The organism is Moorena sp. SIO3B2, from assembly GCF_010692525.1.
In the GTDB taxonomy this organism is placed as follows: Bacteria; Cyanobacteriota; Cyanobacteriia; order Cyanobacteriales; family Coleofasciculaceae; genus Moorena; species Moorena producens.
Genome location: NZ_JAAHHE010000008.1, coordinates 39,298 through 60,134, shown reverse-complemented (window position 1 = coordinate 60,134; position 20,837 = coordinate 39,298). Strand labels below are relative to the sequence as shown.

Annotated in this window: 24 protein-coding genes; 16 read left to right on the top strand and 8 right to left on the bottom strand. The window is 42.4% G+C overall.

What is annotated here, in order from left to right; translation table 11 throughout:
- Positions 1-37 precede the first annotated feature (37 nt).
- On the top strand, positions 38-1,636 hold the full coding sequence (gene radA / locus F6K38_RS03670) for a DNA repair protein RadA (RefSeq protein WP_008186382.1): 1,599 nt from the start codon (positions 38-40) through the stop codon (positions 1,634-1,636).
- 60 nt (positions 1,637-1,696) lie between these two features.
- Positions 1,697-1,855, top strand: coding sequence for a hypothetical protein (locus F6K38_RS03665; RefSeq protein ID WP_154659846.1), 159 nt, complete (start codon positions 1,697-1,699; stop codon positions 1,853-1,855).
- 16 nt (positions 1,856-1,871) lie between these two features.
- Here F6K38_RS03665 and F6K38_RS03660 read toward each other — a convergent pair whose 3' ends face one another.
- Positions 1,872-2,618, bottom strand: coding sequence for a creatininase family protein (locus tag F6K38_RS03660; protein WP_287356095.1), 747 nt, complete (start codon positions 2,616-2,618; stop codon positions 1,872-1,874).
- Between the two features lie 576 nt (positions 2,619-3,194).
- Between F6K38_RS03660 and ctaD the strand changes: the two genes are divergently transcribed.
- From ctaD to F6K38_RS03645, 3 genes are all read left to right on the top strand, one after another.
- Positions 3,195-4,877, top strand: a complete 1,683-nt coding sequence (ctaD, locus tag F6K38_RS03655) for a cytochrome c oxidase subunit I (RefSeq protein WP_008186858.1) — start codon at positions 3,195-3,197, stop codon at positions 4,875-4,877.
- A gap of 9 nt (positions 4,878-4,886) precedes the next feature.
- Complete coding sequence (locus tag F6K38_RS03650) at positions 4,887-5,015, top strand: hypothetical protein (RefSeq protein ID WP_267872063.1); 129 nt, start codon at positions 4,887-4,889, stop codon at positions 5,013-5,015.
- A 146-nt stretch (positions 5,016-5,161) separates the two neighbouring features.
- On the top strand, positions 5,162-5,788 hold the full coding sequence (locus tag F6K38_RS03645; RefSeq protein ID WP_008186856.1) for a cytochrome c oxidase subunit 3: 627 nt from the start codon (positions 5,162-5,164) through the stop codon (positions 5,786-5,788).
- Between the two features lie 67 nt (positions 5,789-5,855).
- Here F6K38_RS03645 and F6K38_RS03640 read toward each other — a convergent pair whose 3' ends face one another.
- The 3 genes from F6K38_RS03640 to F6K38_RS03630 all read right to left on the bottom strand — a co-directional run bounded on the left by F6K38_RS03640 (position 5,856) and on the right by F6K38_RS03630 (position 7,602).
- Positions 5,856-5,993 (bottom strand): hypothetical protein, encoded by a 138-nt coding sequence (locus tag F6K38_RS03640; RefSeq protein ID WP_287356093.1) that lies wholly within the window; start codon positions 5,991-5,993, stop codon positions 5,856-5,858.
- Between the two features lie 2 nt (positions 5,994-5,995).
- Positions 5,996-6,190, bottom strand: coding sequence for a hypothetical protein (locus tag F6K38_RS03635; protein ID WP_131827264.1), 195 nt, complete (start codon positions 6,188-6,190; stop codon positions 5,996-5,998).
- A gap of 155 nt (positions 6,191-6,345) precedes the next feature.
- Positions 6,346-7,602 (bottom strand): CPBP family intramembrane glutamic endopeptidase, encoded by a 1,257-nt coding sequence (locus F6K38_RS03630; RefSeq protein WP_287262927.1) that lies wholly within the window; start codon positions 7,600-7,602, stop codon positions 6,346-6,348.
- Positions 7,603-8,076: 474 nt separating this feature from the next.
- Between F6K38_RS03630 and F6K38_RS03625 the strand changes: the two genes are divergently transcribed.
- The 6 genes from F6K38_RS03625 to F6K38_RS03600 all read left to right on the top strand — a co-directional run bounded on the left by F6K38_RS03625 (position 8,077) and on the right by F6K38_RS03600 (position 11,985).
- Positions 8,077-9,813, top strand: coding sequence for a hypothetical protein (locus F6K38_RS03625; RefSeq protein WP_008186850.1), 1,737 nt, complete (start codon positions 8,077-8,079; stop codon positions 9,811-9,813).
- A 383-nt stretch (positions 9,814-10,196) separates the two neighbouring features.
- The gene (locus tag F6K38_RS03620) at positions 10,197-10,604 is read left to right on the top strand and encodes a hypothetical protein (RefSeq protein WP_008186848.1); all 408 of its coding nucleotides are present in this window, start codon (positions 10,197-10,199) and stop codon (positions 10,602-10,604) included.
- Complete coding sequence (locus F6K38_RS03615) at positions 10,585-10,737, top strand: hypothetical protein (protein WP_154659855.1); 153 nt, start codon at positions 10,585-10,587, stop codon at positions 10,735-10,737. The genes F6K38_RS03620 and F6K38_RS03615 overlap by 20 nt, the downstream gene beginning before the upstream one ends.
- Before the next feature lie 47 nt (positions 10,738-10,784).
- Complete coding sequence (locus tag F6K38_RS03610; RefSeq protein ID WP_008186846.1) at positions 10,785-11,132, top strand: DUF433 domain-containing protein; 348 nt, start codon at positions 10,785-10,787, stop codon at positions 11,130-11,132.
- Between the two features lie 139 nt (positions 11,133-11,271).
- On the top strand, positions 11,272-11,526 hold the full coding sequence (locus F6K38_RS03605; protein WP_499881595.1) for a hypothetical protein: 255 nt from the start codon (positions 11,272-11,274) through the stop codon (positions 11,524-11,526).
- 219 nt (positions 11,527-11,745) lie between these two features.
- Complete coding sequence (locus F6K38_RS03600; protein WP_287294355.1) at positions 11,746-11,985, top strand: hypothetical protein; 240 nt, start codon at positions 11,746-11,748, stop codon at positions 11,983-11,985.
- Between the two features lie 329 nt (positions 11,986-12,314).
- Here the strand turns inward: F6K38_RS03600 and F6K38_RS03595 are convergent, their stop codons facing one another.
- Complete coding sequence (locus tag F6K38_RS03595; RefSeq protein WP_287267836.1) at positions 12,315-13,274, bottom strand: aldo/keto reductase; 960 nt, start codon at positions 13,272-13,274, stop codon at positions 12,315-12,317.
- Positions 13,275-13,315: 41 nt separating this feature from the next.
- On the opposite strand from F6K38_RS03595, the gene F6K38_RS03590 reads away from it, so the two are divergent.
- The 3 genes from F6K38_RS03590 (at position 13,316) to F6K38_RS03580 (ending at position 15,069) form a co-directional block, all read left to right on the top strand.
- Positions 13,316-13,438 carry a hypothetical protein gene (locus F6K38_RS03590; protein ID WP_267872061.1) on the top strand — a complete coding sequence of 41 codons (123 nt, stop codon included), beginning with the start codon at positions 13,316-13,318 and terminating at the stop codon, positions 13,436-13,438.
- A 251-nt stretch (positions 13,439-13,689) separates the two neighbouring features.
- Positions 13,690-14,013: a divalent-cation tolerance protein CutA gene (gene cutA / locus F6K38_RS03585; RefSeq protein WP_008186832.1), complete on the top strand. Its 324-nt coding sequence runs from the start codon at positions 13,690-13,692 to the stop codon at positions 14,011-14,013.
- Positions 14,014-14,337: 324 nt separating this feature from the next.
- Entirely contained in the window at positions 14,338-15,069 is a 732-nt protein-coding gene (locus tag F6K38_RS03580) for an S-adenosylmethionine:tRNA ribosyltransferase-isomerase (protein WP_008186829.1), read from the top strand.
- Between the two features lie 50 nt (positions 15,070-15,119).
- Here the strand turns inward: F6K38_RS03580 and F6K38_RS03575 are convergent, their stop codons facing one another.
- From F6K38_RS03575 to F6K38_RS03565, 3 genes are all read right to left on the bottom strand, one after another.
- The gene (locus F6K38_RS03575) at positions 15,120-16,046 is read right to left on the bottom strand and encodes a Uma2 family endonuclease (protein WP_287356092.1); all 927 of its coding nucleotides are present in this window, start codon (positions 16,044-16,046) and stop codon (positions 15,120-15,122) included.
- A gap of 264 nt (positions 16,047-16,310) precedes the next feature.
- On the bottom strand, positions 16,311-16,964 hold the full coding sequence (locus tag F6K38_RS03570; RefSeq protein WP_287255167.1) for a Uma2 family endonuclease: 654 nt from the start codon (positions 16,962-16,964) through the stop codon (positions 16,311-16,313).
- 29 nt (positions 16,965-16,993) lie between these two features.
- A complete protein-coding gene (locus tag F6K38_RS03565; RefSeq protein WP_287267840.1) occupies positions 16,994-17,143 on the bottom strand; it encodes a hypothetical protein in 150 nt (49 codons plus the stop codon).
- A 360-nt stretch (positions 17,144-17,503) separates the two neighbouring features.
- On the opposite strand from F6K38_RS03565, the gene F6K38_RS03560 reads away from it, so the two are divergent.
- Together F6K38_RS03560 and F6K38_RS03555 are read left to right on the top strand one after the other, a co-directional pair.
- The gene (locus tag F6K38_RS03560; RefSeq protein ID WP_008186820.1) at positions 17,504-18,439 is read left to right on the top strand and encodes an ATP adenylyltransferase family protein; all 936 of its coding nucleotides are present in this window, start codon (positions 17,504-17,506) and stop codon (positions 18,437-18,439) included.
- Between the two features lie 241 nt (positions 18,440-18,680).
- Entirely contained in the window at positions 18,681-20,615 is a 1,935-nt protein-coding gene (locus F6K38_RS03555) for a glycosyltransferase family 39 protein (RefSeq protein WP_287356091.1), read from the top strand.
- Positions 20,616-20,837: the final 222 nt, after the last annotated feature.

The following is a 20,837-nucleotide window of genomic DNA, read 5'->3' as shown; positions in this document are numbered from 1 at the left end:
GAGTTTTTTTAAGAGTTTTTAAGACTTTTCAAGTAGGATGCCGAAGCCTAAAACGCTCTATGTGTGTAATGCCTGTGGTGCTGAGTCCTCCCAATGGTTCGGCAAATGTCCTGCCTGTGGTACTTACAATTCCTTGGATGAGGTAGCTCCCCCAACTCCGGTCAAAATCAGTCGCGGGGGTTGGCAATCCAATACTTATTCGGATAACCACGAGCCTAACACTGGACCGGCTCAACCCAGATCATCCCTTACCTTCTCAGAAATTGTTGATACTGTCGAGATCCGCTTCCCCTCAGGCTATGGGGAACTCGACCGAGTGCTCGGAGGTGGCGTTGTGCCTGGGTCTTTAGTATTAATTGGTGGCGATCCAGGCATTGGCAAATCAACCTTAATGCTCCAAGTTGCCAATCAACTTGCCAAGTTACATCGCATTCTATACGTTTGTGCAGAAGAATCAGGACAGCAGGTAAAACTGCGAGCATCTCGCCTGGGTGTGGTATCAGCAGAAACCTCTGATCTCGAATCTAATAACAGTAGGGTCAAAAACGACCCTAAGTCTTCTAAGTCTAAGTCTTCTAAGTCTAAGTCTTCTAAGTCTAAGTCTTCTAAAACCCCTATAGCCGCTCAAGAGTCTGACTCTCAAGAGTCTGACTCTAAAGACGCTGAGCTGTATATTCTACCAGAAACTGATTTAGAGGAAATTCTGCGAGAGTTGGAGTCCCTCAAACCTCAGGTAGCAGTGATTGACAGTATTCAGACTCTTTATTTTCCGGCCTTGACCTCTGCTCCTGGTTCTGTTGCTCAAGTGCGGGAATGTACCTCTGCCCTGATGCAGGTAGCAAAGCGGTCAAACATTACTCTGTTAATTGTGGGTCATGTGACCAAAGAAGGCGCGATCGCAGGACCAAGGGTACTGGAACACTTAGTCGATACTGTATTGTACTTTGAAGGCGATCGCTTTGCTTCCCACCGGCTACTGCGTTCTGTTAAAAACCGCTTTGGGGCTACTCATGAAATCGGTATTTTTGAAATGGTCAGCAACGGTTTGCAGGAAGTCTTGAATCCTTCTGATCTGTTTTTGGGTAACCGAGATGAAATGAGTCCTGGTACTGCTACTGTAGTGGCTTGTGAAGGTACTCGTCCGATTCTGGTAGAGTTGCAAGCCCTGGTAAGTCCTGCTAGTTATGGGGCACCACGCCGCTCAACCACTGGAGTGGATTACAACCGCTTACAACAAATCCTGGCAGTCTTGGAAAAGCGAGTCGGGATTCCTCTATCGAAATTAGATGCTTATGTAGCAACAGCAGGGGGGCTAGGAGTAGAAGAACCGGCAGCTGATTTAGGAATGGCTATTGCGGTAGTAGCCAGTTTTCGCGATCGCGTTGTCGATCCTCGCACGGTTATGATTGGTGAAATCAGCTTAGGGGGGCAAGTGCGACTAGTCTCTCAGATGGAACTCCGACTCAAAGAAGCTGCCAAGTTAGGGTTCAAGCGAGCCATTGTACCCAAAGGTCAAACCTTACCTGATCTCGGTATTGAAATTATTCAAGTATCGAGAGTACTAGATGCCATTATTGCTGCCTTGCCTGGGGGATTACGCCAGGACTTCCCTGAAGATATCGAGGATCAGATCTAAGATCTAAGATCAAGTTCGGTTGAATACCCATCATAACCAGGAGGGTGGGGAGATGGGGAGATGGGGAGATGGGGAGATGGGGAGATTTTTATTAAGGGTAATTATCGGTATATCATATCCTATCTCTTTGATAATGTTCCCGATTCCCGATTCCCAATTCCCGATTCCCGATTCCCGATTCCCGATTCCCGATTCCCGATTCCCGATTCTAAATTCTAAATTCTAACTTCCCGATTCAATCTGCGGCCAGAAACTCCAAATAACTACCGCTCAACTCCTTGACTGCCAACTCATAAAACTGCTTACCATGTTGCGGTGTTGCTAAGGCTGGATTAGACCCCATACGACCATCGGGATAACGGCGACGAAAATCTGCGGCTCCATAAATTGGGTGTCCAGACGCAACGGTTTCTGACAGGGGTGCTCGTTTAATGGCTTCGGGATAGAGATATTGGGTAAGTGCTACCTCAGAAGGAGTAGCATGGGAACCTTCTTGATTCCCATACAACTCCTTAGCTAATTTATAGACAGAACGGCACATAAACCAATTAGCTACCCGACACTGAACCCTTTCCCCATTAGGAATCTGTAAATCGCTCAAGTGGGCGTAACTTTCAGAAAACGCTGCCTTAAGGGTAGCGATATTACCCCCATGACCATTGATAAAGAAAAACTTGGTGAACCCAGCTCTAGTCAAGCAAGTCAGATAATCTTTGATCACCTGAATTAATGTACTCGGTTTCAAACTGATGCTACCGGGAAAAGCCGTGTGGTGTAAGGCCATCCCGACATTAATGGTGGGAGCAACTAGGGCATTGGTTGCTTCAGACACACCTTTTGCGATCGCTTCTGCACATATTGCGTCGGTGCCAATCAACCCCGTTGGTCCATGTTGTTCCGTTGAACCAATGGGCAGAATAATCCCTGGTGATTGCTTTAGGTAAGCTTCAATTTCTTTCCAAGTACTCAAGTGTAACAGCATGGTTAATTTTAGAGGGTTAGTTGTTGTGGGATACTCTTAAACCGTGATTAATCGGGGTAAACCCGGTACCACGGGTCAAGGTGCAATTTATTGTTGCTTGAGTGAGGGGTGGTCAAACAGCAATTGGAGTCAAGCCTACCACCCATCTTGTCTAGAATGAAGAATGAAGAATGAAGAATGAAGAATGAAGAATGAAGAATGAAGAATGAAGAATGAAGAATGAAGAATGAAGAATGAAGAATGAAGAATGAAGAATGAAGAATGAAGAATGAAGAATGAAGAATTAGTTCAGTCTACAGTCTACAGTCTACAGTCTTAATTATTCATTAGACCTTAGACCTTAGACCTTAGACCTTAGACCTTAGACCTTCTTAATTATTGATTCGACCTTCTAAATTCTAAATTCTAAATTCTAAATTCTAAATTCTAAATTCTAAATTCTAAATTCTAAATTCTAAATTCTAAATTCTAAATTCTAAATTCTAAATTCTACATTCTAAATTCTAAATTCTAAATTCTACATTCTTAATTTTGGCTGTTGCCTATCCTTTTAGTCCATCACACCTCCACTATCCCATGACGACGCAATTAGAAAAACCGGAATCGGTAAAGGATGCTGGTCATGTTGAAGAACATGAGCGGCGTTGGCAAGATTACTTCACGTTCAATACCGACCATAAAGTGATTGGGATTCAATACCTGGTCACTTCATTTGTGTTCTATTTCATCGGTGGCGCATTAGCTGGATTAATTCGCACTGAGTTGGCCACACCAGACCCGGATTTATTGAGCCCTTTAACCTACAACCGAGTGTTCACCATGCACGGAACAATTATGTTGTTCCTATGGATTATCCCGGCTGGTGCTGCTTTTGCTAACTATCTGATTCCCTTGATGATTGGGGCAAAGGATATGGCATTCCCCAAGCTGAATGCAGTGGCATTCTGGATGAATGCTGTGGGGGGTTTGCTGTTAATGAGTAGTTTTTTCGTAGGTGCTCCCGAAGCCGGTTGGACCTCTTACCCCCCTTTGAGCTTAATTAGTTCTCAGGTGGGTGAAGAAATTTGGATTTTGAGCATCCTGGTGATCGGGACTTCCTCAGTGCTAGGGGCGCTTAACTTCTTCACTACTATTGTGAAGATGCGCACACCTAGCATGACTATTCATGATATGCCTCTGTTTTGCTGGGCAATGTTAGGAACCTCAATCCTAGTTTTGATTGGTACTCCAGTCCTAGCAGCAGCGTTAATTTTCCTGTCCTTTGATTTAATTGCTGGCACCAATTTCTTTAACCCGGCTGGGGGAGGAGACCCAATTGTTTACCAGCACATGTTTTGGTTTTACTCCCACCCGGCGGTGTACATCATGGTGCTACCGTTCTTTGGGGTAATCTCGGAAATCCTACCGGTACATGCCCGTAAGCCGGTTTTTGGCTATCGTGCGATCGCATACTCCAGTATGTTGATTTGTTTCCTAGGACTAATTGTCTGGGCGCACCATATGTTCACTAGTGGCACTCCTGGTTGGTTGCGGATGTTCTTTATGGCTGCCACCATGCTGATTGCTGTGCCCACAGGGATTAAGGTGTTTAGCTGGGTGGCAACGATTTGGGGCGGAAAAATCAACTTAAATAGTGCCATGCTCTTTGGTATGGGCTTTATCTCGGCATTTTTGATTGGGGGTCTTAGCGGTGTCATGCTCGCTTCCGTTCCCTTTGATGTCCATGTCCATGACACTTATTTCATTGTGGCTCACTTCCACTACGTTCTGTTTGGTGGTAGTGTGCTAGGGTTATTTGGCGCGGTTTATCACTGGTTCCCCAAAATGACCGGGCGAATGGTCAACGAAACCTTAGGACGCATTCACTTTGTGTTGACCTTCATTGGTCTAAACATGACCTTCTTGCCGATGCATGAGCTTGGTCTATTGGGTATGAACCGTAGGGTTGCTATGTATGACCCCCAGTTTCAAAGCCTCAACATGATCTGCACTATTGGCTCCTATCTTCTTGCCGTTTCTACCATACCCTTTGTGATTAATATCATCTGGAGTTTGAACCGTGGTAAGATTGCTGGTCGCAATCCTTGGAGAGCTCTGACATTAGAGTGGCAAACTACCTCTCCTCCTGCCATTGAGAACTTTGACGAGGAACCAATTTTGTGGTCCGGTCCTTACGAATACGGTATCGACAGTTATAGTGTTGACACCGATAAACAGGTCGAGGAGTTGCTGGTTGAAGTTAAAGGAGATGTTGGGTAGGTTAGCAGGTTGAAGGTTGTTCGCGTAGCGTGGCCTTTGGCCAAGGTTGTTCGCGTAGCGTGGCCTTTGGCCAAGGTTGTTCGCGTAGCGTGGCCTTTGGCCAAGGTTGTCTGTCAGAATGTAGAATGTAGAATGTAGAATGTAGAATTAAGAATGTAGAATTCTACATTCTACATTCTTAATTCTTAATTCTTAATTCTTAATTCTTAATTTAACCTCCTAACCTACCCTAATCGAAGCTCAACAGGCACAAATGTCAGCTCAAGATTAATTCAAAGGAATTTATGCAAGGCTCAACGATAGATCCGTCTAAAACTAGCCTCAACTATCATCATGAGGTTGAGGCGGCAGAGGTACATCACGAGGAGCATCCGGATTTTCGGATGTTTGGTTTGGTGGTGTTTCTGGCTGCTGATAGTATGACCTTCTTGGGGATGTTTGCCGCTTTTTTAATTTATAAAGCGACCATGCCAGCTTGGCCTCCAGAGGGTACAGAATTAGAGTTATTGGTGCCAACAATTAACACCATCATCCTGATTACTAGTAGTTTCGTCATGCACCGGGGCCAGAGTGCTATTAAGAAGAATGATGTCTCTGGTTTGCGACTCTGGTTTGGAATCACTGCTCTGATGGGTGCGATGTTCTTAGGAGGACAAGTCTATGAGTACACCCATGTAGACTTTGGTCTGACTACTAACTTATTTACCAGTTCTTTCTTTGCCTTAACTGGTTTCCATGGTCTTCATGTTACTTGCGGACTCGGGTTAATTGTGTTAGTATTATTGAGATCGCTAAATTCAAAGCACTACTCCAGTGAAGAGCATTTTGGTGTAGAAGCCGCAGAACTCTACTGGCACTTCGTTGATGTGGTGTGGATTGTTCTGTTTGTAATCGTGTATTTGATTAATTAGTTTCCGCCACAGTTTGGTTAACAAAGTTTTGATGCACTACCCCCGATTGGGGGTTTTTTTTTGGAGGTTAAGCGGTTGAAGGTTTGAAGGTTTGAAGTTTGAAGGTTGAAGTTTGAAGGTTGAAGGTTGAAGGTTGAAGGTTGAAGGTTGAAGGTTGAAGGTTGAAGGTTGAAGGTTGAACGCGATCGCGTGGCCTTTTGGCCAAGGTTATTTGGTTGTTCGCGTAGCGTGGCCTTTTGGCCAAGGTTGAAGGTTTAAGGTTGAAGGTTGAAGGTTGAAGGTTGAAGGTTTGAGGGTTAAGAAGTAGGGTGTGTTAGGGGCGGACTTGCCCTTATTTTTCGCCTCGTGGCCAGGGTTGGGATAGTCCGCCCCGTAACGCACCAGCTTTGGGCTCCCACTCATTTTTCGCCTGGTCGCGCCTAGTTGGGATAGTCCGTCCGGAAATGAAACGGGCAAGATGCCCGTTCCACCAAGATGCCTGTTTATGGATGGTGGTAGCGCTAATCCCAACAGGACAGGTGAATTTAACCCCTTGGATTCCTTACAATTTTAATCAATCACTTAGAATTTCTATAGTAGGGAAGGATGTCATCTTGTTTAGGAAAATTTCTATATAAAAAAAACATGATAACGGCAAAGGATATAGCTGCTACAATTGCTTTTTGACCTAATAATGGTTCCATGGAAACTCGATAATCGTTTACCGAAACGAAGTCAACGTTTGAGCTACTATAGTACCGTCCAATCATAAAAATTGTAACAATAGTATTGTAAAGACTATGACAAAGGATTGGTACTATTAAGTTGCCAGTCTTAAAGTATAGAACAGACAATATAGTTCCGGCAATGAATAAGGATACAATATCGAATCGCAAATGGCAAATCGCAAATAATAAAGATGAGGTAACTATTCCGGCTTTTATCCCCCATTTCATTGCCCACTTCTGCAAGATTATTCCACGACAAATAAGCTCTTCCAACAACGGAGCAAAAACAATCGCCGAAAAGCTCCAAGATATTAGCCCTATAACATTTGTAAATTCTAATTCATTAATCGAGTTTTCAATAAAATCTGGGTAAATAAATGAAATATAATATGAAATTAAGGAATTAAAGCCCCAAGCAAAAGCATAGTTTAAAAAAACTATTAAAATAATTAATTTCCAATTAATTATTGGCTTTAAACTACCAAAATTCAAAATCCCAAATTTTTCAACATCGAATCCTAGTATTCGGATATATCTAAATAAAAATAATCCTATAAATAAGTATGTAATGGTGACATATAATTCAGGTAATATATCCCAGGTAGCATTTGAAAATAAATCAATAAAATCACTGCCCTTTACCAAGGAAAATAATCCAATAATTAACAATATAATTATAAATATTGTTAAAATTAAAATTGGGAAAGCTATCGAGTAATATAATAAAAATTCAGGAATATTAAGCTTATTAAAGGGGAACTTTATTGAGTCATTACCCAATGACCCTTCTGAATAAAAATTTGTTCTCTTTTCCGGAAAAAGTAATAGGAATGATAATCCCAAAATACTTAATAATCCGAACCATCCCCACTTACTTGCATATCCCTTGTCGTAACTATATAGACGGCATCCTTTGAGAAGAGGTATATATCCATATGCTATTGCTGATATACTTAAAGAAATTAAAAATCTAGGAAATGGTAATGAAAAACCTTCACAAATTAATAAAACTAATACACAAATTAATAACGGAAGAAACTGGAAAGCTAATCCACAAATAATGAGATCGAAAGATTCATTTTTGGAATTGGTATTATTGATTGTCATTGCATAAATAGATAATAGACTGTTATTGTTAACGTGAATTCGACGAACTATACAAAACTGAAAGAAAGACCCTCGACTAGCTGTGAAGCAATTAGATTTCAGCCACCTATGACGAGAATTGTATAGTGAGAGGAGATCACACGCATTTTCCGTGAGGTAGAGATTTTTGCTAATTTTTTCAGCACTATTGGCAAAAATATTAGTATTACTGTAATCTAATTACTCCGATATGAATACTACAACTAGTTTTGTAATTTGCTGCTTCTCAAAGCATTTCATCCCAATGACATAGAGAGGATTGACAAAAACAGAGGGAGTGGGCAAGCTTAAAAGCAGAAACCACTTATATAGCGTTTCTCATAGTAATCAGATACACTAGATTTTTTCGCTACTCCCTACTCCCTATTCCCGATTCCCGACTCCCGACTCCCGACTCCCGATTCCCGATTCCCGACTCCCTATTCCCTTGACTAAATGATTGCCCCTATTGAGAGATTACTCACAACTCCTTGTAACAAACGATTTACTCCTCAAGTTATCTTTTGGTTTAGCCTCAGCCTAACCTTTACCGTAGTGTATAGCTTGCTAGCACTAAGGGAAGCGTTCAGCGGTGAGTATATTGTCCAAGATGATGCACGACAACATATATTTTGGATGATGCGATTTCTTGATCCAGAGCTGTTTCCTAAAGACTTAATTGCTGATTACTTTCAAACGGTTGCTCCAGCTGGGTACACTACAGTCTATCGAATCATAGCAGCATTGGGTGTTAATCCATTGCTATTTAACAAACTCTTACCGGTAGTGTTGAATCTGGTTAGCGCTAGCTATTGCTTTTGGGTATGTCTGGAATTGTTGCCAGTACCAGCAGCAGCCTTTAGTGCTACCTTGTTGCTGTCTCAAGCCTTGGGCATGACTGATACGGTGGTGTCTGGAACACCGAAGGCGTTTGTCTATCCCCTGTTGTTGGGGTTTATGTATTACCTAGTGCGGGGGTCATTGTGGTTTTGTTTGGGTGCGATCGCACTCCAAGGTCTATTCTATCCCCAGTTAGTATTTATTTCTTCCGGTACCTTAGTTTTACGACTATTTGAATGGCGCAATGGTAAGTTAGGCTTATCCCAAGAGCGACGTTGGTTGTGTCTGGCGGGATTGATAGTAGCCTTTTTGGTGATGCTGCCCTATGCCCTGAAAACCAATGAGTTTGGTCCAGTGATTTCTGTAGCTGAAGCGAGACAGTTACCAGAGTTTTTTCCAGGGGGGCGATCGCGTTTTTTTTATGATGATGATCCCGCTAAGTTTTGGTTAAAAGGTAGAAGCGGACTTCGTCTGACTTCGATTCTTACTCCAGCTACTAATGGCGCGGGATTTTTACTGCTGCTCTTGCCCTTATTTCCCAATAAATTTCCGTTAGTGAAGCAGATCAGTAAAGAAATTATCCTTTTGCTCCAGATGGTCATAGCCTCTCTTGGGATGTTTGTTGCTGCTCATGTTTTGCTATTTAAATTGCATCTTCCTAGTCGCTATACTCAACATAGTCTGAGAGTGATCATGGTGCTAAGTGCTGGTATAGTTTTTATCATTCTGATTGATAGCGTAGTTAAATGGGCAAGCCAGCCTAGCCAAAGCGGTTTTTCTGGAATTTTTTCTATACCTAACGTTTTGGCGATAGCAACTACTACGATAATTGCAGCAGCATTACTATTATATCCTAGTTTTGTGGATGATTTTCCCATTACTGCGTATAAAGTCGGGGATACTCCATCGTTGTATAAATATTTTCAACAACAACCGAAAGATAGCTTAATTGCTTCTCTGTCTCCAGAGATGAATAATATCCCCACCTTTGCTCAGCGTTCTGTGTTGGTAGCCAGTGAATATGCTATTCCTTACCACGTCGGATATTATCAGAAATTTCGACAACGAACTCTAGATTTAATTGATGCCCAATATAGTGCTAATCTATCAGTTGTTAAGGAGTTTATTAAAACCTATGATATTGATTTTTGGGTACTAAACCCAATCGAGTTAAGGGCTGATGCTATTCAAGATCGAAAGTGGTTGAATCAGTATCAGCCAGCCGCTAATCATGCTATTGAACAACTTGAACAAGGGATAAAACCTGCTTTGGAACAAGTGATGGCATCCTGTTCGGTGTTTGAAACTAAGGGATTGGTGGTTTTGGAGGCGAAATGTATTGTTGATAGCTAAGCTATCAGCTATCAGCTATCAGCTATCAGCTATCAGCTATCAGCTCGCGAATGGCTGACGGCTGAAAGCTGACGGCACCTCAAGCAGCGTGCGCGTAGCGCATATGCTTACCTTACCTATTTTAAAAAAATCTATATTACTTGATTAAATTACTGCTCCATAAATTTCACTAATAGCTAATCGTTAAAATTGCCAAAAGTAAATTTTTGGTTTGTTAAAAACTGTTAAAAATACCAGAAATAATCTTGACACATTATGATTTATTAGTAATAATAAAAATGTCTGGTATTTCGAGATGATTATCGGACAAAAAGCCGCGCTTCTTGAGACGATCATTCCAACAGCGCGGCTTATTCCCCAAGGACATTGGAGATAATTCCATCATGCCAAAAAAACGCTCAACTGATCATGCTATCTACTATCAGCGATACCTAGACCGCCTGGCACAACTAGCAGGCAATAAACCCACCCGCCCAAAATCCTATCCTCGTCCCCTAACTGACCTAGACCGTATCCTGATCCAAATGTACAGTCACTGGCAACTGGCCATGACACCAAAGGAGTTCATCTCGAAATGGGAGGTCAGTCGAGAAGACATAGCATTAATCTGCTCCCGCTCCATCAGTACAGTTAACAGCTGGTTTGCTGGAACTAAGCGCTATAAGGCTCCTGCTGCTGAGGTTTTACGACATCTTGCTCTGATGGACTTTTTGTTAGAAAATTTCGATGCTATTCCCAGGGAGTTGTTGGAGCGATTATGTGGAAATAATCTTGAAGGTTATTCGCCCTAGGGATAGTGGTAAACAGGTAGACACCGTGGTGCGTTACGGGCAGCAACCTAACCCTGGCTATCGAGAAAATGAGGGCTCGCCCTTCCCTAACGCACCCTACGTAACTGTCGGGGTTTACACATCAATAACCTAAAGACTTCTGTTTACAATAAAACTTACTAGTTTATTTACCTAATGATCATGTCAAATCAAGCTTTAACAGATTATTTCAACTTTCTTGCTCCTACTGATATTCGCCTCAAAGGAACAAGAATTGGTATTGAAACCATATTATATGACTATCTAGACTGTCATAAAACCCCAGAAGAAATTGCTCAAGCTTATACATCATTAACCCTAGAACAAGTCTACGCTACTATCCTCTATTACCTGCAAAATCAAAACGCTGTCAGCGAATATATGAAAAACTGGCTCTTTCATTGTCATACCATGAGGGAGCAGCAACGACTCAATCCGCCTCCTGTTTCCGAGAAACTGCGCCAATTAAGAGCAATAATAAAAGCTAGGCAACAAGGGAATGAGTCTTAACTATCTAATTGATGAAAATGTTAATTCTCTCTATCCGTAAACATTTAGTCATCAGCTATTAGCTAATGCGCTACGCGAACAGCTATCAGCAAGTTGATTACAACGTTCAGATAAACAAGGGAAAAAGCCCTTTAGATTTATTCTCAACCAATCAAAAGCAATTGTTACCAATTCATATCTTATTCTCTACCCCAAGCCAGATTTGGAAAACGCCATAAACCAAAATCCCAACTTGGACAAATTGCTGATAGAAGCTCTTAACCAGATTACTGGGAAAGCTATGGTTGCTGAAGGTAGAGTTTATGGTGGAGGCATGTATAAATTAGAACCGAAGGAACTGGCTAATGTGCCAGCTTTTGAGCTGCAGGGGTTGCTATCACAAGGATCTAAGTAAGAGAGCACTCGGAGAGTTGGTAGTGATAAACATGTAAACGATAATTGCCACAATTCTGATATAATGTCTTACTGTGGCCTAGTTACTAGCAAAAAAGCCCAGGCTAGAGTGTGAGCGGCAACTCGGCTTAGCCTAGGCATCCGTCACGCTGACGTACACCTTCTAGGCATTCCGCGAGCGTACACCTTATCTCGGCTTGAAATAAGCCGAAACTTTTTAATGGTTCAACTACAGTATACCTTAGAAGAAACCTCCAAAACTGAGCATTTGGATGTTAATGTTAGCCAGGTAGTTGGTACATCAACAGCTCCACCAACTACCGATATAACTCCTAGCGGACTACCTATCCCCCTGATCCAAGGTGGAACAGCGGTGGCGGCAGTCATTGCCTTAACCGTGTACTCTAAAACAATTATCGAAGCGATAACTAAGTTAGTTAAAGAAGCAAAGGAGGATTGACCACTCGATAGCCTAAATTGATCAACTTGGATTACCATTGTTAATTCCCTTTAATCCCCAAATAGTCTAAACAACTATCTGGGAAATGGTTTTGGTTACTGACAGTAAGCAATCAGCAATCAGCAATCAGCAATCAGCTTTCAGCTATCAGTTATCAGCAATCAGCTATCAGTTATCAGTTATCAGCAATCAGTCATTGGCCGTAGGCCATACTACTTGAAGTACTTTTGAATAAAATAAGCTGACGGCTGACCGCTGACCGCTGACCCCTGACCCCTGACCCCTGACGGCTGACCGCTGACGTCAAGAAGTCAGGTTTAAGCAGTCCCTTAAAGATCCCACATCACTGGATTATCATCTATATGATCGGTAACCAACCGTCCAATCTGATCAATGTCTTGTAGCTCATCAGCAGATAGCTTAACCTCAACAGCTTGAGCATTTTGAATAACTTGGTCACTATTTCGGAATCCTGCGATCGCATTCGTTTGTGGCTGAGACATCAACCATGCCAGAGACAACTGAGCCAGGGTACACTGATGACGCTCTGCAATTGGTCGTAGCTGAGCTAATGCTTGCTGTGCTCGTTGATAGTTATCACCGTTGAACAACTTATTTTTGCTGCGATGATCCCCTTCCTGAAACTTGTGCTCTGGACCAAACTTGCCAGTTAATAATCCCTGAGCTAAGGAAGAATAGGCAATAATCGAGATATTGTGCTCTACACAATAAGGCATAGCATCTTGCTCCACCTGACGCCAAAACAGAGAGTAGGGAGGCTGCAAGCTATCAATTCGTCCGTACTGAGAAGCTTCTGCTAACTGGCTGCGGGAAAAATTGGAGACTCCAATTGCCCGAATTTTGCCTTGCTCTTTCAACCTATTGAGAGCGCTCATGGTTTCCTCAATTGGCACTACCTCACTTTGAAAGGTGCCAGAAGGCCAGTGAATCTGGTAGAGGTCGATATAATCTGTCTTCAGGTTTTTTAAGGAACCCTCACAAGCCTCGATCACCTGGTCATATTTAAGATGATTTGGAAACACTTTGGTAGCATATACCACTTGGTCTCGTACTTCTGCTAGAGCCTGACCAACAATTTGTTCCGAGTGACCCTGCCCGTAAATTTCTGCAGTATCAACCGTAGTTATCCCCGCCTCAAATCCTGCTCGCAGCCCTTTTATGGTCTCAGCATCTTCAATGCCTACCCACCTAGATTTACCGGCCTGCCAAGTGCCCATGATAATCGGGGTAATTTTTACCTCCGAAGTGCCTAAGGCTTTGGTTTCCATCCTTAACTCCTCTAACTTTTTCGGCCTTACTTAATAATGGAATGATTTTAAGAGTTTTCTGGAATGGGCATCAGGCGTGGAATGGGCATCAGGCGTGGAATGGGCATCTTGCTGTGGAATGGGCATCAGGCGTGGAACAGGCATCTTGCCTGTTTCCTGCTTAGGGCAGGCAGGATGCCTACCCCACTCTTATTCATTCAAAAATTCAGCAAGGAGACTTTTAGCTGTTTCCGGATTGACTTTCAATACTGCCAAACTGCTCATTCTCCAAAATAGCAATATCCTTGATCGAGTTTTCCAGCCATTCCTGAATAGGTGGCTCCCATCCGGATTTAACCGTTTTCTTTATAAAACATTGTAAAGTCAGGAATCTGGTTTAATATATTCCCGGGTCAAAAAAAAATTAAGCAAAAGCATGAACATAGTTTTAATACTTGTCACCTGTCCTGATAATGCTGTTGCCCATAATCTGTCTCATCAGCTTCTGGAGCGTAGAGAGGCAGCATGTGTGAACATTATTCCCGGGATATCTTCAGTTTATTGGTGGGAGGGTGAGGTTGAGTCTGATTCTGAAGTGCTGCTACTCATCAAAACAACTACGGAGCTGATCTCTAAAGCAGAGCAGACTGTAACTAATTATCATCCCTACGATACCCCTGAATTTGTGGTACTAAGTACACAGCATGTCAACGAACAGTATGCAGCTTGGGTGATTAATAATGTCGCTACTCAAGCATAACTGGCGATAGTTGAGCAGGAGATGGTACTGAATCAGAGTTTTGGGACAAATTAGCTTGATTGTGTACTAGGTTTATATACAAAGAGAGCACAAAGCAAGTTTGTTAGTTTTAAGCGTACGCTAAATCAAAAATTGCCAATAACCCATTAGACCGCGAAAGACTTTTGCAAAAGGTCTAATGTTTCGCCAGGGCTATCAATTGTGGGGGCAAAATTGGGCATGGCTATGGGAGCTCAATCATAGCCACAATAAGCAACGCCTCAATTTGAATTATACAAGCAGACCCCACATACTCCAAGCAAACACAGACTGGTAATACCAACCATGGAAATATTTACCTATGAACTCCCAACAGAGTTTATCGCCCAACGTCCGATTCAACCGCCTGAAGCGGCAAAGCTTCTGATTACCTCTCCAGATGCAGAGATAGAGGAAACAACCTTCGCTTCTCTCCCTCAACATCTTGGCTCTCGTGATCTCTTGGTGTTTAACGATACGGCTCCCAACATTCGACAGGGATCGGGGGACTACCAAGACAAGATCGATGATCAGACAATCTTTGCAAATAAAGCTGGTTCTGTTGCAGTGCCGACGGCAAGTTTGCACTTTACACCCGAACTTATTAGTCAACTACGTGCTAGTGGGAAGCAGGTGGAGTTTGTGACGCTACAGGTCGGGAGTTCCAGCTCTCTTTGCATTGAATCTAGGCAAAAACCTTCCTCTGAACAGTTCGAGGTCTCCCAAGAAACGTTAAACCGTTTACATAGATGGAAAGAGGCGGGTGGGCGTGTCATTGCTGTTGGAACAACGGTTGTTCGGGCTCTTGAAAGCGCTGTTCGTGGTATGAGTGGCCAAACAAATCTTTTTATTACCCCCGGTTTCCGGTTTGAGCTCGTTGGGGGTGTCATTACCAATTTTCACGAACCACAGACGACTCATCTGCTGCTTGTTGAAGCATTCCTTGGACGAAAGCGACTTGAAGAAGTGTATCAATATGCTCTTCAACACCGTTTTCGGTTTTTAAGCTACGGTGATGGAATGTTGATTACTATCTGAGCCACCCTTCAGGGCTGAGCACTGAGCACTGACCGCTGAGTGCTTACTTTTCACCTGCTCCCATCTGATTCTCCTGCTAACTCTCTAATTTCCTCCCGATCAAGTCCAGTGATATTAGCAACTTGTTCAATATCCATCCCTGATTTCAACAGATTGACTACAATTTGTTTCACTTGTTGCTGGGCTTGTTCTTTTGCTTCCCGTTCCTGTTCTGTATCCGTCAGAAGCCAATTTCCGGAACCATCACACCAGCGCAACCAATTACGAGTTATCCCCGCATACTCTCCCCACCACAATCCCACACCTATGTCTAGTTCTGGAATCCAAATCTGGGGTGGATCAGCTAAAATCCCTTGCTCTTGGTAACCAGCTCCGATTAATTTGAAAAACCGAATTTGGTTGGTATAGCGACTAAACACGAGATAATAAGGTACCCGTAATCGTTGCTGATAGACTTCCCACTTTGAAGGAATAGTTTGATGGGTAGGCTCACTGCTACTATTACTAGTTTTATTACTATCGTGTAGTTGAATCTTATCACTATTTCCAGCAACTCTTCTAGATGCTTCAGATTCTTGCTCTAGATTATCCCCTAAATCATCTTTTGCAGTTGTGGGTGACAGCAATTCTACAATTACAAAGGGATTAACTCCTTCTTGCCAAATTACATAGCTAGATCTAATATCAGTGCCCTCGTATAAACGGGGAACTCCCACTACTAAAAACCAATCTGGACGTTTATACCATTGAGGATGGCGCACATCATAGTAAAGATTTAAATCTGTACCAATAAATACTTCCTCAGAAGGGTAATACTGACAACGAAAGGTGCGACTTAATAATTCGGGTTGTAAATCGTGAAATTCGTCTGGCAAACCAGGTTCCTCCGGATTCTCACTCGGCAGATCATACATGGTAGGTAGGGTTTCTTTAGGAGAAGCAGGAGCTTCACTTTGGGGAATCCAGTTTTTAGTCATTTTTTTAGGGAATCGGGAATCGGGAATCGGGAATCGGGAATCGGGAATCGGGAATCGGGAACAGGAAATCGGGAATCGGTAATAGTAGGAAATACAGATTATTTTGGTTATTATAATTCAATTGAAATACATTGTTTTTTTTGAGTTTTTTTTAATGGCTAATATTATAGCGTTTATTATTATGATCAGGTACATTCAATTTTATTACCCCTGCTCCCTGCTCCCTGGTCCCTGCTCCCTAAAACCCAAGACTTTGCTCCTTACCTAATTGATATCTCCTATATGTTGTTTTCTAACCCAAGCCCTAAACGCCCGTAATGTTGCTGTTTCGCCATCAACTAAACTTTGGTTAATAAACCTAGGTATAGCATTCAAAGGCATCCAAGGGAAGGTTGGACTCTGATTTACTTGATTATAAATTAAAATCGGTTGTTGTAGCACAAAAACTTCTAAGTTTTGTCCATTATAACGCCACAATTCAGGGACACCAAGCGCTGCATAAATAGGACGCTTATCTAAAGAACCACTGGTTATATCGATTTCTAATACTAAATCAGGCGGTGGGTCATGATCTAAATTAATAGTTTGCTTATGTCTTACCAATGGCTCATTTTGGAGATAGTAACAGGAGTCAGGTTCTGCCCCTTTTAATCGTGTTTCTCGCTTAAGAGTCAAGGAGCCAAAGGTTTTGATAGTTAGATTTAACTCATCAGCGATCGCACCAATCAAGCGTTCAATAAAGCGGTTATTATTTTCATGGGGGCCTAAGGGAGTCATAATTTCTAATGTTCCGTCATCGTAAGCCAAGCGAGTGGAGCGGTCTTCTCCTAATTCTGTGAGTAATTGTTCAAATATCTGCCAACTGACATTTTTGCAAATTACCCGGTGTTCAGCCAGTTCATAATTTCCTGTGATCATGGTATAGGATTACCTCTTTAGGATTACTTTTATTGATAGCAGTGCTCAATTGGTTGAGTAACTTTTGTACTGGTCTTTAGGGAGTCGGGAGTCGGGAGCGGTGCGACCCGTGATGGCGAGGGATTGCTCGCCATCACGGAAAGCGCACCGAGGGAGTCGGGAATCGGGAGTAGTAGCAAAGGTATCAGAGTTTTTTTGAGTTATTCTAAATCAATTTTAATACATATTACTAAAAATAACTATAGTAGTTTATATTTTAAAATAGTTACTTTATTTTTAATTGATAGGGTTACTTTTTGAATGTTACTCTATAAGAGTAGAGCGTTTATTATTCTGATCAGGTACAGTCAACTTTCTTCCCCCTGCTCCGAACGCGTAGCGTGGCCTACGGCCTCAGTCCCTGCTCCGAAGTCCCTATTCGAGGTTTATTTTAAGCACCTCAAGTAGCGTGAGCTTTTAGCTCACGGCTGACCGCTGAATGCTTGCTTTTTGACAAATGATTTAAGATTGCCATAGAAGCTGAAGGAAATGCGATCGCTATGATTGAAGAACAACCAATTACCGAAAGAACACTAGTACTAGAACCAGGTACATTGTGGCCGAAACTGAAAGCACAAACCCAACACGCTCTTGAATGTAAAGCACTCCACTCCATAGCGACAGAATACGAATTCGTAGAACAGGAGGGTATTCGCTTCCTGGTGCGGATTTTGTCTAATCTGGTATGGAAAGACAAAGCCAAGAAGAAGCAAGACGAAAAAACAGCTACTTCATCGAAGGATTTCAACCCTTTTCTTCCCTACGAACAAGATTTATTTGTAGCAGACCTTTCCGACACCCACCTGTGTCTGTTGAACAAATACAACGTAGTTGACCATCACCTGCTGATCATCACCCGTGCCTTCGAGGAGCAAGATACTTGGCTGACCTTGCAGGATTTTGCAGCTATGTGGGCATGTCTTGGGGAAATTGATGGCTTGGCTTTCTATAATGCTGGAAAGATTGGTGGTGCGAGTCAACGACACAAGCACTTGCAACTAGTTCCTCTGCCCCTAGCTCCTGAAGGAGTTAACATCCCGATCGAAAATGCGATCGCATCAGCTAACTTTCAGGACTCTGTTGGCACCATCCCAACCCTGCCCTTCATCCATGCTATTGCTGAGCTTGACCCTAGTTGGGTAAACTCTCCGTGGGATGCCGCTCAAGCCACCCTTGATTTGTACCATAGATTACTGAGTGCAGTGGGGTTGCCATGGAATAATGCCAATGGTAACAAGCAATCTGGTGCCTACAATCTCCTCGCCACAAGGCAATGGATGTTGCTTTTACCCCGTTCTCAACCAGATTTCCAGTCAATTGGGGTCAATTCCCTCGGATTTGCCGGAGCTCTCCTAGTCCGAAACCAAGAGCAAATGAAACGTCTGAAAGACCAAGGTCCAATGACAATTTTGAGAAACGTTGCTGTTACTTGGTAATTAAGGAAAGGGAACAGCGGATCTGGGAGTAGGGAGTAGGGAGTCGGGGTAAGAAACTTGAATGTACCTCATTAGGATAAAAAAAGCTATAATTGCCAATTTTAAGGTATTTCTTTTCAAGTATCCTTTTTATATTTTAGATTAGCGTTTATCGGAGTTATGAGGTACAGTATTCTTTGATGCTAATTCCCTTAAAACCATCTTTACTATAGCATTTATAAATAGCTCATTAACAATCTTGATGATTGATCATAACATCAAAAACTCTTTGGATCTCTTTCCTATTTCTCCCTGCTCCGAAGTCCCTACTCCCTACTCCCTACTCCCTACTCCCTACTCCCTACTCCCTACTCCCTACTACCTACTCCCTACTCCCTACTACCTACTCCCTACTCCCTACTCCCTGTTCCCTATTCCCTGTTCCCTTTGCTATAGTTTCAATTATCCCCTAATTATCGTAGTTAGCATGATCAAGAAAATTACTCTTGATTCTATCTGGTTTAGAAATTTACTGATCATCGTAATCGTACTGGGAGTAGTCTTTAGATTTTACAACCTAGACCGTAAAGTTTACTGGTACGACGAGACTATGACCTCCCTTCGAATTTCTGGTCACACTCGAACCGAACTAGTAGAAACAATTTTCGATGGTCAGATTATCAGCGTAGAAAATTTGTTAAAATACTACCAATTTCCTAATCATAAAAAAGATATCAATGACACCATTAATTCCCTAGCAGGTAATCCAGAACATTCGCCCCTTTACTACCTAATGGCGAGGTTATGGTTACAAACCTTTGGCAATTCCGTAGTAACTATTAGACTGCTATCAGTAATAATTAGCTTATTAGCATTGCCCTGTGCTTACTGGCTGTGTTTAGAACTATTTGGTTCAAAATTAATCGGGTGGGTAGCTGTTGCCATAATTGCTATTTCTCCCTTTCATGTTTTGTATGCCCAAGAAGCCCGAGAATATAGTTTATGGACCGTTACTATTTTGCTTTCTAGTGCAGTCCTATTATGGGCAATGAATTATTCTAGAATAAAGCAATTTATTAAAAAACCTTATCGATGGATTATCTATAGCTTTACTGTTGCCTTAGCACTTTATACTCACCCTTTCTCTGCCTTGATCTTAATTGGACAGGGCTTGTATGTATTAATTACCGAAGGTGGTCGCTGGACTAAGGGAGTAACTAGCTATTTACTAGCCTCCTTAGGAGGAATAGTACTATTCTCACCTTGGCTAATCATTGTTATCACTAATTTCTCCAAATTTATCGCTAATACTGACTCAGTTAATCATAGTCGTTCAGGCTTCTTACCTCTATTTTGGACCTTAAACCTCAGTCGGATTTTCTTTGATGTTAACCAAGGCATCCATCCTTTGAGTCCCCTCCACTATCTCAGTTTATTTTTAGCAGGATACGCCCTCTACTATCTTTGTCGTAACGCTCCTCAGCATGCTTGGGTATTTATTATTACCTTAATTGGAGTGACAGGAATTGCTCTAATCGGTCCAGATGTGCTCTTAGGTGGTCGCCGTTCTAGCATTACTCGCTATGCTATTCCCTGTTATCTAGGCATTCAGTTAGCTATTGCTTATTTCCTGACAACCCAAGCTAAAAACTCAGGAAAACTTACCAAAGATAAGGGAAAAAAGGGATTGCCCACCATGGGCATGATGAATGGAAATTTAGCAAATACCGAAGATAGACAAGATGGGCAAGTAAGGGGTGACCATGACATGGTGCCCATGGAAAAAACCCGAAAAAATCCTAAAACTTGGAAGTCTATAGCAATTGCTCTGGCATTTAGCGGCATACTCTCCTGTATCGTCAGCTCTCAACTGCCAGTTTGGTGGCACAAGAGCTATGCAAAGAGTCGCAATAATCCCCCCGTAGCCGCTTGGATTAATCAAATCCCACAACCACTCTTGATCAGTAATGAAATTCCCGGTAGGGTTCTATCTCTGTGTCATCTACTTCGTCCGGATGTACAGCTGATGTTATTGGATAAATCCAATAGCTCTACCAACATACCGGAGATTCCGGAGGGTTTCAAAAATGTTTTACTTTATCGACCGTCAGAGGAATTGCGTCAGGGAATTGAAACCACCCATAACTATAGGGTTAAACCTACGGATCAATCTTGGCTCTGGAAACTATCAAGATAGGGAGCTTCGTCAGAGAAAAAAAGTAGTAGTCTTATCTGCCTGATCCCGAGTTGCATTCACACCATTGAGACATAGCACCTTCTTCCATCTCCTCCCCCTTTGCCCCTTCTTCCTAATCATGATTGGGAATGGTGATATCCTCTTGAAACGCACTTGGTATTAGGCACCTATAACTGATACCCCTACTCCCTGTATTTCCCTGATAAATTAAGATGACGATGC

Bases quoted from the DNA above. Each gene is read 5' to 3' on its own strand.
- cutA (WP_008186832.1), top strand. From the start codon at position 13,690: ATGAACATAGTTTTAATACTTGTCACCTGTCCTGATAATGCTGTTGCC.
- F6K38_RS03660 (WP_287356095.1), bottom strand. From the start codon at position 2,618: ATGCTGTTACACTTGAGTACTTGGAAAGAAATTGAAGCTTACCTAAAG.
- F6K38_RS03595 (WP_287267836.1), bottom strand. From the start codon at position 13,274: ATGGAAACCAAAGCCTTAGGCACTTCGGAGGTAAAAATTACCCCGATT.
- F6K38_RS03555 (WP_287356091.1), top strand. From the start codon at position 18,681: ATGATTGATCATAACATCAAAAACTCTTTGGATCTCTTTCCTATTTCT.
- F6K38_RS03600 (WP_287294355.1), top strand. From the start codon at position 11,746: ATGGTTCAACTACAGTATACCTTAGAAGAAACCTCCAAAACTGAGCAT.
- F6K38_RS03635 (WP_131827264.1), bottom strand. From the start codon at position 6,190: ATGAGTGGGAGCCCAAAGCTGGTGCGTTACGGGGCGGACTATCCCAAC.
- F6K38_RS03570 (WP_287255167.1), bottom strand. From the start codon at position 16,964: ATGATCACAGGAAATTATGAACTGGCTGAACACCGGGTAATTTGCAAA.
- F6K38_RS03560 (WP_008186820.1), top strand. From the start codon at position 17,504: ATGATTGAAGAACAACCAATTACCGAAAGAACACTAGTACTAGAACCA.
- F6K38_RS03630 (WP_287262927.1), bottom strand. From the start codon at position 7,602: ATGACAATCAATAATACCAATTCCAAAAATGAATCTTTCGATCTCATT.
- ctaD (WP_008186858.1), top strand. From the start codon at position 3,195: ATGACGACGCAATTAGAAAAACCGGAATCGGTAAAGGATGCTGGTCAT.
- F6K38_RS03575 (WP_287356092.1), bottom strand. From the start codon at position 16,046: ATGACTAAAAACTGGATTCCCCAAAGTGAAGCTCCTGCTTCTCCTAAA.
- radA (WP_008186382.1), top strand. From the start codon at position 38: ATGCCGAAGCCTAAAACGCTCTATGTGTGTAATGCCTGTGGTGCTGAG.
- F6K38_RS03665 (WP_154659846.1), top strand. From the start codon at position 1,697: ATGGGGAGATGGGGAGATGGGGAGATTTTTATTAAGGGTAATTATCGG.
- F6K38_RS03645 (WP_008186856.1), top strand. From the start codon at position 5,162: ATGCAAGGCTCAACGATAGATCCGTCTAAAACTAGCCTCAACTATCAT.
- F6K38_RS03590 (WP_267872061.1), top strand. From the start codon at position 13,316: ATGATTTTAAGAGTTTTCTGGAATGGGCATCAGGCGTGGAATGGGCAT.
- F6K38_RS03580 (WP_008186829.1), top strand. From the start codon at position 14,338: ATGGAAATATTTACCTATGAACTCCCAACAGAGTTTATCGCCCAACGT.
- F6K38_RS03625 (WP_008186850.1), top strand. From the start codon at position 8,077: ATGATTGCCCCTATTGAGAGATTACTCACAACTCCTTGTAACAAACGA.
- F6K38_RS03620 (WP_008186848.1), top strand. From the start codon at position 10,197: ATGCCAAAAAAACGCTCAACTGATCATGCTATCTACTATCAGCGATAC.
- F6K38_RS03610 (WP_008186846.1), top strand. From the start codon at position 10,785: ATGTCAAATCAAGCTTTAACAGATTATTTCAACTTTCTTGCTCCTACT.